Annotated in this window: 8 protein-coding genes; 1 reads left to right on the forward strand and 7 read right to left on the reverse strand. The window is 51.9% G+C overall.

The annotated features are described in order from the left end of the window. Nucleotide 1: 1 nt before the first annotated feature. Both ACN0YN_RS17975 and ACN0YN_RS17980 read right to left on the reverse strand, forming a co-directional pair. Nucleotides 2-3193 carry an efflux RND transporter permease subunit gene (locus ACN0YN_RS17975; protein WP_417386414.1) on the reverse strand — a complete coding sequence of 1064 codons (3192 nt, stop codon included), beginning with the start codon at nt 3191-3193 and terminating at the stop codon, nt 2-4. Next, complete coding sequence (locus tag ACN0YN_RS17980) at nt 3190-4569, reverse strand: efflux RND transporter periplasmic adaptor subunit (protein WP_417386450.1); 1380 nt, start codon at nt 4567-4569, stop codon at nt 3190-3192. Before ACN0YN_RS17980 ends, ACN0YN_RS17975 begins: the two co-directional genes overlap by 4 nt. 461 nt (nt 4570-5030) lie before the next feature. Here ACN0YN_RS17980 and ACN0YN_RS17985 point away from each other — a divergent pair, with 461 nt between their 5' ends. Next, the gene (locus tag ACN0YN_RS17985) at nt 5031-6401 is read left to right on the forward strand and encodes a Gfo/Idh/MocA family protein (RefSeq protein ID WP_417386415.1); all 1371 of its coding nucleotides are present in this window, start codon (nt 5031-5033) and stop codon (nt 6399-6401) included. A 68-nt stretch (nt 6402-6469) separates the two neighbouring features. Here the strand turns inward: ACN0YN_RS17985 and ACN0YN_RS17990 are convergent, their stop codons facing one another. The 5 genes from ACN0YN_RS17990 to ACN0YN_RS18010 form a co-directional block, all read right to left on the reverse strand. Further along, the gene (locus ACN0YN_RS17990) at nt 6470-7861 is read right to left on the reverse strand and encodes an EF-hand domain-containing protein (RefSeq protein ID WP_417386416.1); all 1392 of its coding nucleotides are present in this window, start codon (nt 7859-7861) and stop codon (nt 6470-6472) included. Then, nucleotides 7858-9135, reverse strand: a complete 1278-nt coding sequence (locus ACN0YN_RS17995; protein WP_417386417.1) for a DUF1501 domain-containing protein — start codon at nt 9133-9135, stop codon at nt 7858-7860. Before ACN0YN_RS17995 ends, ACN0YN_RS17990 begins: the two co-directional genes overlap by 4 nt. Nucleotides 9136-9152: 17 nt before the next feature. Further along, nucleotides 9153-10733, reverse strand: a complete 1581-nt coding sequence (locus tag ACN0YN_RS18000) for a DUF1549 domain-containing protein (RefSeq protein ID WP_417386418.1) — start codon at nt 10731-10733, stop codon at nt 9153-9155. A gap of 51 nt (nt 10734-10784) precedes the next feature. Beyond that, a complete protein-coding gene (locus tag ACN0YN_RS18005; protein WP_417386419.1) occupies nt 10785-11744 on the reverse strand; it encodes a DUF1559 domain-containing protein in 960 nt (319 codons plus the stop codon). A 109-nt stretch (nt 11745-11853) separates the two neighbouring features. Next, nucleotides 11854-12777: a DUF1559 domain-containing protein gene (locus ACN0YN_RS18010; protein WP_417386420.1), complete on the reverse strand. Its 924-nt coding sequence runs from the start codon at nt 12775-12777 to the stop codon at nt 11854-11856. Nucleotides 12778-13103: the final 326 nt, after the last annotated feature.

Genomic DNA, 13103 nt, shown 5'->3' on the forward strand with positions numbered 1-13103 from the left:
CTTACGTTATTGTCAGTTTTGACGGTTCCTGTGTAGTCGCTGCTTCAATCACTTTGTCTGATTTCGGCTTGCGGGCGAAACGTCGCAGCACAACATAGAAGACCGGGGTGAGAAACAGACCGAACAGCGTAACTCCCAGCATGCCGCTGAACACCGCTGTTCCGAGCACGCGTCGCATTTCAAATCCGGCACCGGTAGCGATCAACAGGGGAATGACACCCAGAATGAATGAGAACGCCGTCATCAGAATTGGTCGTAATCTCAATCGACAGGCGTCGACGGCGGCCTGGAACCGGTCCTTGCCGGCGTCTTCTTCCGCTTTCGCGAATTCAACAATCAGAATCGCATTCTTACAGGCCAGACCTACCAGAACGATAAAACCGATCTGTGTCAGAATGTTATTGTCCATGCCGCGAAACCAGATCCCAATGATGGCAAACAACAGGCAGAGAGGTACGATTAAAATAATTGCCAAGGGTAAAATCCAGCTTTCGTACTGGGCAGACAGGGTCAGGAATACGAATAAAACAGCGAGCGGGAAGAGAAAGACAATTGTATTCCCCGCCTGGCGCTCCTGAAAGGCGATCTCTGTCCACGCATAACCAAATCCGGGAGGCAGATTCTCGTCAGCCAGTTGTTCCATCGTCGTTAATGACTGTCCTGTACTGTAACCCTGCACGGTATTTCCATTGAGGTCTGCAGCCGGGAACAGATTGAAACGGACGATTCGATCCGGTCCCGCTGTCCGTTTCAGTTCTACGACTGATCCGAGAGGTACACTCGTGCCACGTGCGCTGCGTGTCCGCAAACGCAGAATATCATCCGGCTCATCACGGAATTCCGGTTCTGCCTGAGCCGTCACACGGTATGTTCGGCCGAGGAAGTTGAAATCATTCACATAGACCGAGCCGAGATAGACTTCAAGTGCTTCAAAGATATTACTGATGGGAATATCCAGCATCTGGGCTTTAGTACGATCCACGTTTGCATAAATCTGGGGCACACTGATCCGGAAATTGGAGAAGACCTGAACCAGTCCCGGCTGTTCATTCGCCTTCGCCAGCATGGTTTCGGTAACCTGGTTCAGCGCTTCAATACCGGCGCCCCCCTGATCCTGTACGTACATTTTATATCCGCCCCCGCGTCCAATGCCACGGACCGGTGGTGGGGGAATGATGAAAACCTGTGCTTCGTTGATTACTGCAACTTCGCGACGCAGATCTTCAATAATCGCATTGACGCCCCGTCCTCGCGCAGCGCGTTCCTTGGCATCTTCCAGTGGCAGAAACGAGACAGCGGCATTGGGGCTGATGGTGAAGGTCGAACCCGAGAGGCCGGCAATTCCCACAGAGTGCGCGACGCCATCAATCTTGCTGCCAATCGCAGCGACGCGCTGCGTCACCACATCGGTTCGCGCCAGACTGGCTCCGTCAGGCAGTCTGATACTTACAATAATATATCCCTGGTCCTGGGCCGGAATGAAACCTGACGGGACCATACCGAAACTGAACCAGGTGGCAACCAGCAGTCCTCCATAAATCAGCAGCGAAACTCCAGAGACTCTGATGATCCGCGAAACGATACCTGCGTAAATATTTCCCGTGAAGTCGAAAAAGCGATTGAACGCTCGGAAAAACCAGCCAAATAACACATCAACGATTTTGCCCATCCGGTTTCGCTCTGAGTTTTTCGGTTTGAGCAATAGTGCACAAAGGGCAGGGCTCAACGTCAGTGAGACAAACGTGGAGAACGCGGTGGAAATGGCGATCGTGAGGGCAAACTGCTGATAAAACCGGCCACTGAGACTCGGAACAAACATGGTGGGAACAAAAACTGCAATCAAAACCAGGGTCGTGGCGATGAGGGCTGAACCGACTTCATCCATCGCTTTATGGGTTGCTTCGCGCGGAGAAAGACCGTCGGCAATCAGCCGCTCCACGTTTTCAACAACCACGATTGCGTCATCCACAACGATACCAATGGCAAGTACAAGCCCAAACAGTGACAGTGTATTGAGTGTCACACCAAACAGCTGCATGGCGGCGAACGTACCAATGAGTGAAATCGGAATGGCAATGACGGGGATGATCGTGGGACGCCACCCGTGTAGAAACAGAAACACGGTCAGCACTACCAGGATAGTCGTGATGTATAACGTCTCGAATACTTCTGCGATCGATTCTTCTACATAGTCGGTGGGGTTGTAAGCGATCTCATAGCCGACCCCTTCCGGAAAATCTTTATTCAGGTTGGCCATCGTCTGCTTGATTTCTTCAGCCGCATCCACGGCATTCGTCCCTGGTCGTTGATAGACCAGAATCGCGACGGCAGGCTTCCCGTCCAGATAACTGATTCGCGAGTAGTCCTGCGCTCCCAGCTCAATGCGGGCAACATCGCTCAATCGTGTCACACGACCATCGTCGCCTCGCTTCACGACGATCTGGCCGAACTCTTCGACTTCCTGTAGCCGTCCCTGAGTTGTGACATTCAACTGGAATGCGCCACTGTTATCGATAGGGGGCTGACCGATCACGCCGGCTGCCACCTGCACGTTCTGCTGACGCACTTCCTGCACGATGTCGCCGACAGTGAGACCGACATGGGTCATTTTCTCGATATCGAGCCAGACCCGCATGGAGTATTCATTACCACCGGCTACGCGAATATCTCCGACACCATCCAGTCGCATGAGTGCATCGCGAATTCGCAGAAAGGCAAAGTTACTGATATATAGCTGATCTCGACTATTGTCGGGTGAATTCAAATGTACCACCATCAGCATGTCGGGAATCTGTTTGCGGGTTGTCACTCCAATCTGTCGTACTGCTTCAGGCAACCGCGCTTCGGCTACCGCGACCCGGTTCTGTACCAGCACCTGGGCGTCATCCAGATCTGTACCCAGTTTGAAGGTCACGGTGAGCTGCATGGTGCCGTCACTGCTGGATGACGATTCCATGTAAAGCATGTTGTCTACGCCGTTCATTTCCTGTTCGATCGGCGTGGCGACTGTATCGGCAATGACCTGGGGCGTCGCTCCGGGATAACTCGCGCGAACGACAATCGTAGGCGGTGCCACATTCGGGTATTGAGATACCGGCAGAGCGATATAGGCAATCGCTCCAATCAATACGACCATGAACGATAAGACGGAGGCGAAGATCGGACGTTCGATAAAGAAATGGGGAAACTTCATTGAGCGTCCCCAGACAGCCCGTCCAGCGAAGTGACCTTTTGAGTTCCCGTCTGGGGGAGCGGATCGGGGGCAGGTGAGATCCATTGCTCGGGAGGCAGTGGTTCATAGTCATCAGGTAATCCGTCTTCGATGACTTCGATAGTTCCCTGTTGGGAAGTGACTTTCATATCAGGGCGCACCTGCAGCAGCCCTTCGATGATGAGCGATTCATTTCCCGATAATCCCTCGCGTACCACACGTAATCCATCGACGATGGGCCCGAGTTTCACAATCTGACGTTGTACAACATCATCCACGACATGATAGACATACTGTGCCGACTGATCCGTGCCAACCGCCGAATCCGGTATCAGAACTGCGTCGTAAGAGGCGCTGCCGGGAATACGAATGCGTGCAAACATGCCCGGTACGAGAACCTGGTCTTTGTTTGGAAACACACATCGTGCCCGCATGCTCGCGGTGTCTGCATCAAATCGATTATCGACAAAGTCCATATGACCTTTGTGAGGAAAACCGGATTCATCAACCAGCCCCAGGAAAACCGGGTTTTTGGCCTCGCGCGAACTGGCTCGTTTGCCGGCCTGAGCCTGTCGAATGTATTTCAAGACGTCCTGTTCGTTCGCGTCAAAATTACAGTAGATCGGCTTAACGGAAGTAATGGTGGTCAGCAGACTCGAGCTGGTTGTGCCGCCATTAATCAGGTTTCCTTCAGATACCTGTTTACGACTGATGCGACCGGAGACAGGGGCATAAATTCTCGTGTAATCCAGGTTGAGTTGCGCCGTTTCGATTCCGGCTTTCGCAGCTTCAATCACCGCCATCGCCGTTTCGATCGTCGCTTTTGCAGAGCTGATTCCCGCCTGGCTGGCTTCGTGGTCCGCTTTCGCCTGCAGGTAAGCAGCTTCCTGTTGATCGAGTTCATCCTGAGTAGTCACATTTTTCGATTTTAGAGAGCGTGCCCGTTTCAACTGTGCCGTCGAAAGTACCAGTTGTGCTTCTGACTGCTGATATTGTGCTTTCGCTTCTTCCAGCTGTGCCTTTGCCTGAACCAGCTGCGAATTTGCCTGACTCAAAGCGGCGCGGGCTCCGTTGAGCTCCGCCTGATAAGGACGCGGGTCGATAATGAACAGCAGATCATTTTTATTGACGATCTGTCCTTCGTCAAAATGTGTGGATTTCAGATAGCCGCTGACACGTGCCCGGATCTCCACAAAATCAATTGCTTCGAGCCTCCCCGTGTAGGCATCCCACTCGACAATCTGCTTGGTGACTGGTTTTGCCACAGTGACGACTGGCAAAACTTTCTGTGTGGCAGCGGGGTTCTGCTGGTTGCATCCAGACAGGCAGATAGATAAGAAAAACAGGAAATACGACATTAATTGTCGCAGAGATTTCAGGTGACTTTTCAAGGTAACTATGCCTCCTGTCAGCAGGGAGGGCCTGCTGGATGTCGTGTTATGTCGTATTTCACTGCACTCTGGTGAGCTGCGCGGGCGGGAATTTGTCAGATCGTAAGCCTGACTAATGGTCTTTGTGGTGATAATTTACATGTAGTCTATGTTTGCTGGGTGAACAAGGCAATGTATCAAATTGGAATTTGGTACAAAATTCCTGAAAGTCAGAGATCACCTGTGTGCTAAAGCAATTATCGCCAACAGATTGCAGCTGGCACATGTACTGAAGATTACCAGTTTAAGGTGTACTCACCAGGGTGCTTCGTATAGAATAACTCCTACTGATGCGTACTGTTTTTGTAACGCATCCAACGCCTTTAAGGGTGTCAACGTACTTTCATACACAGGACTTCTGATAAATATCTCCAAGAGGAAATCGCTCGATGTCAATATCCAAAAAAATTACGCGCCGCAATTTTATTCAGGGAGTCGCCTTTGCAGGGGCCGCTTCCGTTCTGAGTCCTTCAACACATCGCGCATTCGGATATGAGTCGCCTAATGATCGACCGGTTTTTGCGACGATCGGATTGAGAAATCAGGGTTGGGCGATTACTTCGAAGTCTTTCAAATTTGCTGATTTCGCAGCACTGGCTGACGTGGATGCGAATGTGCTGGGCGCGAATGTCGAGAAAACAGAAAAGAAACAAAGCAAGAAGCCTGACGCTTACAAGGACTATCGAAAAGTCCTGGATCGAAAAGACATCGATGCGGTCATGATCGCGACCCCCGATCACTGGCACACTAAAATCGCAGTCGAAGCCATGTATGCCGGAAAAGACGTTTATTGTGAAAAACCGCTGACACTCACAATTGATGAAGGCAAGCTCATCGAGAAAGTGGTAAAAGAAACAGGTCGCGTTTTCCAGGTGGGAACCATGCAGCGGTCCGAATCGGGACAGCGGTTCCTGCAGGCGATCGCACTCATCCGCGATGGACGTATCGGCAAAGTCAAAAAAGTAACGTGTGGCATCAATGGAATGGAGGCTTCGCCTGTCATTCCCGTGGCCTCTGTTCCTGAAGGTCTGGATTACGAGTTCTGGCTGGGACCGGCTCCCAAGGTTGATTACCGTGCCCTTCCTGAAATGCGCGAAGGTTACGGCGGCGGCGTTCCGCTTTACAGCAACTGTCATTACTCGTTCCGCAACTGGCATGAATACTCTGGTGGAAAATTGACCGACTGGGGCGCACATCATGTTGATATTGCCTGCTGGGCACTCGGCGCCAGCGATACAGGTCCCAGCAAAATTTCTCCGCTGGAATACAAGTTACCCGTTGAATACAAGGATGGCTGGCCGACGGTAAACGATCAGTATAACGCCGCCACAGACTTTAAAATTAAAGTCGATATGCCTGACGACGTAGAGATGATTATCACCAGTGAAGGTGATAATGGAATTCTCTTCGAAGGTACCGAAGGCCGGTTCTTCGTCAATCGCGGCAAAATCGTCGGGGCACCAGTGGAAGCTCTGAAAGACAATCCACTCCCCGAAGATGCGATCGAGAAAGTATATGGCGGCAAAGTCAGCGAGAATCATACTGCCAACTTCATTGAAGCCATGAACTCACGCAAGCAGCCGATCTCCGATGTCTGGTCGCATAACCGCATGCTGGAAATCTGCCATCTCTCTAATATCTCGATGCGACTGGGACGTGATCTGAAGTGGGATCCCGTGAAACGGGAAATCATTGACGACGCTCAGGCAAACGCGTTTCTCTCGCGTGAAAACCGCAAGGGGTACGAAATTAATATGTAAACTGTGAAGTCAACGGAGAAAGAATCAACTGATTCCGGAGATCTCTTTAAGTAAAAGATTGTCCGGTCTCAGTTGGCTTTCTCTGCTTCACTGGGGGAAATCAGGCTGTCATGATCCTGATCCAGTCGATCAAAGGCGGCGGGGGATCCGGTAAATTCCCGGCGCGAGACATCTCCATCTCTGTTGCGATCCATCAATTGAAACCATTCGATTTCTGATGTGGAAGTTCTGGCGAGACTGTCAGGGTAGCCTTGACTTACGACAAACAGCACAACGTTCGGAACCCGGTCCAGTTCGACATGCTTTTCCGAGGTACATGCAGCCGAATCCAGAGTCTTCCAGGCACTCCTCAATTCGCGAATGGATAAACCGGCATCGTGATTGGTGTCGAGCAACTCGAACAGCCCCCCTCCGTAGTACACGCTGATGAGGAGTTGTCCGTGAATCAACTGTTGCTGCAGATCCAGCCAGCGATCAATTTCCTGTTGAGTAAGTGTTCCATTCAAATCACGGTCGGCCAGAGGTTTCAGCCAGGCGCGTGAGGAACGTCGGTTGCGTGAACTCTGTTCTGTCGATGCTTCAGGTGCTTCGTCTGCGGCATTGTTAATCTCTTCACGTAACTGTTGAAAGAGTTCCTGCTGTGGACCGGGCACGCTCCAGCTTTTACATAATGAATGTGTTGCTACCTTCAGAGGTCGATCAGTTACTTGGTCGGCAAGATTGATATGCCAGACTGTTTCTTCTGTGGTGTTCTCTGCAGGGCGAGTCAGTAACTGTTTTAATACAAGACTGTGATCACCTGAGGCAGAAAGATCAATGTCTGTGGAAGGACGCAGTGCTCTGGCTGCCCAGCGACCCGGATAGGTTGCATTGGGAACCAGTTCACCGGCACCGATGAGCTCATCATCGTTTGTGTCGAGCCGACGTAGTGCTGTTTCCGCTTGATTTAATTCGACCTGCGAAAGTTTACCGTCGCCATCGGTATCGAGTGTCCGGACCAGCGCTGCTGTAATGGCTGCAGTATTAGCAAGTTGACCGGAGCCGATCTGCAGACTGCCGGCACCATGGTTCAGATAATATTCTCGGAGTTGTTCCCGGGTACACTTCTGCGCCTCATCGGAGACGATTTCTTTAAGAGACTGAATTGCCGCGACCGGGGGAGTAAAGGAACTGCCCAGCGAGAGCCTCACTGCGCGAGCGGAAGGGACCAGTCGAAGTTCTTCTGCACTTAATACACCATCGGAATTACTGTCCGCGAAATCGAAGATCGCGTCAAATGTCTTCGTCCAGTAGGTCTCGTAGGGAAGCTTATCTACAGTCACTTGAAGATCAATCAAACGCGTCTGGTCGCCTTCACTCAGTGAGAGCAGTGTCGTTGGATTCAAATTCTGTTTGTCCTGCGCTGATGCCTCCAGAGCGGTGACCAGCAGGGAGAATATTACCATCAAGACGATTCTCATAGCAGCTCCTCGATCGCATTGCCATCTGGATCGGCCAGACGAATCGGTCGGCCCACGTTGGACATGTTCTGTTTTCTGGGATCGAGACCAATCCCACGGAAGACGGTGGCCATCAGGTCCGCTGTTCGCGTTGGTTTGGATTCGATTTTCGTACCGTCTTCACTCGTTTTACCGATCACCTGACCGCCGCGAATTCCTGCGCCTGCCAGCATCATCGACCAGGAGGCCGGCCAGTGATCGCGACCTGACTGACCATTGATCCGGGGGGTTCGGCCAAACTCACCCTGGCAGACAATCAGGGTGTCTTTCAGTAATCCGCGCTGACGCAGATCATTTATCAGAGAGGCACAACCTTGATCCAGTTGCTGCGAGAGCCCCTTGACCCGTTCAAAGTTGTCGGAATGAGTATCCCAGCCATTGAGCGAGACTTCAACGAAACTCACGCCTCGTTCCACCAGCCGACGTGCCATCAGGCAGCCCTGTCCAAACGAGCTTCTGCCATAGGCATCGCGGAGTGAGGCATCTTCCTGCTCCAGGTCGAAGACCGACGCTGCCTTGGGGTTCATCAACCGCAGTGCCCGGTCGCGGGACGAGTCGAGTGTGTCTGTCACCAGGGAAGCGGGGAGGGTGGACAACGATTTCAAACCTGATTGCAGCTGCAGTCGTTCTGCCTGCTGTTCGGCAGACGCGGGGGCAAGATCGGCGACTTTCAGATCCGAGCTGTCAGGTCCGCGCCGCCGACTGCGTCCGCCGACTACGAAGGGGGCGAACTGGGGTCCCAGGAAACCTCCTCCGCTGACCGTCGGCTGTCCGCCGATATGCACATAAGAGGGGATGTCGTTTTCGACATTGAACTCGTTAGCCACCAGCGACCCAAGCGCAGGAAACTTGATCGCGCCTTGAGGCGTGTATCCGGTCATCGTCACAAAGCGGGCGCGGGAATGATCCCCTTCGCGGGTGGACATGGAACGGATGATAGAAAAATCAGACGCCTGTTTTGCCAGGGAAGGCAGGTGCTCGCTGATCTTCATGCCGGGAACCTGTGTTTCAATTTCCTGAAACGGACCGCCATTTTTATTTCCGGGTTTCAGATCCCACAAGTCGATTGTCGCCGGTCCACCGTTCAGCCAGATCAGTATCACCGACTTGGGTTTGCTACCTGTTTCTGCAGCTGCGGTTACCAGGGAAGGCAGCCAGCTGGATGTGGACCAGGCAGAGATGCCCAGCGCCATGTTTTGTAAGGCAGCGCGTCGTGAAAGAAAATTGTTCGACATAAAAACCTTTACCTCAATTAGTGATTGGTGTTGAATTCGGAAGAATTAACAAGTACCCAGAATAGATTGCCTAAATGTGATTCAGGCGTTGTATTCTTATGTGATTCGAAGCTTTGTTTGACCACCTGCAATTCATCAGCCCGCGCGTGACGACCCAGAACGGCAATGAAGACGGTATCGATTTTTTCGTCAAAACTCATGAAGGGAGAACTGAGCAGAGAGGCCAGCATCATGTTTCCCTGCTTCGTTGTCAGTTCATTGACGAACGAACCGTTCATTAATGTCAGTGCCTGGGTAATCGATCGTTCCGCGCTGAACGCATTTTCGATGTAAAAGCGGGAAGCGAACTCGTTCATCTGGCTGCGATCGGAACGCCCTCCCACATCCCTGCGTTCGGAAGGCAGGTTCGCTGCCGTCTGCAGACTGTCATACAGTTGTTCGCCCGTTAATCCGCGCACGGTGGCTCTGGTGATTCTGAAAGGACCAGGGGCATCGGGATCAGACTCAGATTGTGATATGGTGCCAGACGGAGACGAAGACAGACGATAGGCATTGGAACTGACGATTCCCTCGGTCAGCATATCCAGGTCGTAATTACTGGCGATGAAAGCAGCAGACAAATCATTCAGCAACCGGGCACGGTCGCCGGTCTGTACTTCGTCTCGGCTGAGATCATCGACGGGTTCAATGATGGCTTCTCCAAAGTAATGTGCCCAGAGTCGATTGACGGCGTTCTTTGCCAGCAGCTGATCCTCATTCACTTTCATCCAGTCAACCAGGATCAGACGCAGATTTACAGAATCCAGTTTCTGAGGCCATTCGATTTTGGATTTTGTCAGCAATGCTGGTTCGTATTCCATTTCCGTATCGGGAACGCGAACTTTCGGGGGTTGAGTCTGCGACTTGTCATTCACTTGTGGTTCGGCAAAAAACGCGGCTGTTTGCCAGAACTGCTCGCGAGTCCAGCGGGAAAAAGGATGGTCGTGGCACTGGGCACAGTCGAGATTGATTCCCAGAAAGGCACGGGTGGCGCTGGCTGCCAGATTTTCCGGCTTAGCCAGGTTGGCATCATAAAATCCAATCGGTGTGGTACTCGCCGGGAGATTGTTTGCGTGGTCCAGCGTGAGGACTTCTACAACCAGTTCATCGTAACGGGCTCCTTTCTGCAGGCGATGGATCAGCCAGCGTTCAAAGTCATCCGTTACCGAATCGAATTCGGGCGTGTCTGCCTGCGGAACCCAGGCTCGTCGCCAGAAGGTTGCCATGTTGCGATAATGCACGCCTGAATGCATCAGACGATCAATGGCTTCGATACGCCTCGACTCTGAAGTGTTACTCAGGTATTCATGCACTTCTACGATCGTAGGAATGCGGCCGGCCAGATCCAGAGTGACACGTCTCAGAAATTCGGCATCACTGGCAAACTGACTGTTATTGGCAGCGTCAATTCCCAGCCGCTGATCGATCAGGCGGGAAATGGTAAGTGGGCTGACCTCGGCTGCGCGGCTGGCGTTTGCAGCAGTCAATAGGATCAGCAGACACAGCCAGCCAGCCAGCAATCGCATTTTCGATCGGAATTCATTTTTAATTTGGACCACAGCTCGTTCCTGGTGAATGCACGGCGTAGTAAGGGGTAGAGATCGCTGATTTTAAAAATCGTCATGTTCGATTAAATGCCCATCATCACGAATTGTCAGATAAGCGAATGTCAGGGGGTCGAGCTTAGTGCCGAAGAATTTGACACTGCCGTCGCAGAACAGCACGTACCCGCCGTCCTTGTGAAAGCTGTAAATCCCAAGCCAGTTGTTGCAGTTGACGCTGCAGTCTGTGCTGTCACCCCGTGGTGGCCTTTCGCCTGTTTCCGGGTTCACGGCACCAAAGGAAATCGATCCCCAGCCTGCCCAGGCACCGCGGGCATTGGGACTCATGCCGAACTGTCCATCTCCTGGCTTTTTTGTTTTATTTCGCCAGGCAGCAGGTCGACCGGCCTGTTCAATCAGCAGCAGGGTATTGGAGAGACCATCCGTGATTTTCGATATCGGAAGATCTTCATTGTCGGTCATCGGCTGACGCTGGTTTCCGATTCGGCCTTCTTTTCCCATCGCGTTGATCCCATATCCGTTTCGGGCCATCTGCACGCCGTTAGAGGTAATAAAGTCAACGGCAGCGGCTTTGCAGGTATAAACGGTCGACTTGTCCGGGTTGAGCGACTTGGTAGAAGCCTGCGACTGAATCTGCACGAACCGCTCTGCAGGGCTTGCCGGACAGAGAAAGACGGGCAACTGTGTTTCGACAATCGATTTATTTTTGGGATCAAAAAAGTCATAGCGCGTATCGTACTGGTCTGCCAGTTGCAGGTAAGGGAGAATATAGCCTCCCCAGCCGCCATACGGGTTTCCATCATTGAACCCGCTCCGTCGCGGTGGCAGACCTCGATGAACTTTTTCGTATTGGAGGAAGGCAGTACCCATCTGCTGCATACGATCCTGACACGACTGTTCGCGTGCCGTGTCCCGCGCGACGAGCAGTCCAGGCAGTAACAGACTCGAAAAGATTAATAAACAGACAGTGAGCACGACGACTTCAAGGGGATTCAGCCAGTCTCGCATAGGTTTTCTCGATTAAAAGGCCTGCAGGTTAAATATCGCGACGCATTAATTGGAAGAAGTAGTCCTGCTTCCAGGTTATTTCATTTTCGTATTACAAGTCATATATCTCTTAGAAATCCTGATTGATGATTTCTCCGCCATTAATGGTAATCAGCGCAAACAGGACGTTCGCGTCGATCGATTCAGACAGCATGTGCACCGAGCCATCCACGAACGAAGCGTGTGCACCACCCGTATGAAAACTGTAAATACCCTGACTGTTATTACAGTTGATGGAACAGGTGCCCCCCGGGCCATCTCTGGTTACCGCATCCGCGCCAAAGACCTGCACCTGAAAGACCTGATAAGAAGGCCACGAGCCCCAACTGGTCGCCTGGCTCAGACCGGCGTTGGAAGCCTGTTTAATCCCTTTTATGTAATAGTCTGCACGGCCTGCCTGTTCGGTGATGAGCATGGTATTTGTTGTGCCATCGGTTATGTCGCGAAAACGCCGTGTGCGGGGCAGATCGTCCATAGCGGTGATCTGATTGTTTCCACTTAAAGAGGACACACCGTATTCGTCTGAGCGAAAACTGTTCGGCCCGAAATAGTCTCCCGCAATACCTTCGGACGTCACGCCACTCTGGATGACGGTTACCAGTCGCGGACCGGGAGCCGACGGGCACATGAAAACGGCGAGTGGAACACGAATGTTTGCTTCGTTTTCCGGATCATAAAAATTCTTGTTGAAGTCGTAACGTCCCTGCAGGTTTGCCTGATCCAGGTACGGGAGAATGGACGGCCCCCAGCCTCGACGATTGCCATTCGTGGTAATTCTGCGTGGTGGCATGACACGAAAAGCCGATTCGTAATTGTGAGCGGCCAGCGCGATCTGTTTCAGATTATTCTTACAACTCATCCGTCGGGCTGCTTCACGCGCCTGTTGTACTGCCGGCAGAAGCAGCGCAATGAGAATCGCGATGATCGCAATCACAACAAGTAATTCGATCAACGTAAATCCGGCGTAATGCTTTCGGGTGGTCTGTCTGGCCACGGCGTCTGTTCTCCTGAAAAGCTTAAGGAATCAATTTGTGATGATCTTTGCTGGAGCAAGAGACATGCCAAATATCACTCAAGCGAATTCATGCAACAATTCCCGTTATAATAAAAATCAGTCCAGATGGGGATGAGGAAAAGTCGACACCTCGGTCGAAAATATCGACAGCAAAGAGCGGGGGAATTCGACTGAGCCTGTCAGAATTGACAATGAGGAACTGCAGTGAGAGCAGAAGACACCTGGGGTAGTAAATGCCTTTAAGTTGCTGGCTTACAACTCAAAGGTATTCAGTGTTGAGGGGAGAGAAATAAGAATTCTTGCTA

It is taken from the genome of Gimesia sp., assembly GCF_048260065.1.
Classification (GTDB): Bacteria; Planctomycetota; Planctomycetia; order Planctomycetales; family Planctomycetaceae; genus Gimesia.

Bases quoted from the DNA above. Each gene is read 5' to 3' on its own strand.
- ACN0YN_RS18005 (WP_417386419.1), bottom strand. From the start codon at position 11,744: ATGCGAGACTGGCTGAATCCCCTTGAAGTCGTCGTGCTCACTGTCTGT.
- ACN0YN_RS17990 (WP_417386416.1), bottom strand. From the start codon at position 7,861: ATGAGAATCGTCTTGATGGTAATATTCTCCCTGCTGGTCACCGCTCTG.
- ACN0YN_RS17980 (WP_417386450.1), bottom strand. From the start codon at position 4,569: ATGTCGTATTTCCTGTTTTTCTTATCTATCTGCCTGTCTGGATGCAAC.
- ACN0YN_RS17985 (WP_417386415.1), top strand. From the start codon at position 5,031: ATGTCAATATCCAAAAAAATTACGCGCCGCAATTTTATTCAGGGAGTC.
- ACN0YN_RS17975 (WP_417386414.1), bottom strand. From the start codon at position 3,193: ATGAAGTTTCCCCATTTCTTTATCGAACGTCCGATCTTCGCCTCCGTC.
- ACN0YN_RS17995 (WP_417386417.1), bottom strand. From the start codon at position 9,135: ATGTCGAACAATTTTCTTTCACGACGCGCTGCCTTACAAAACATGGCG.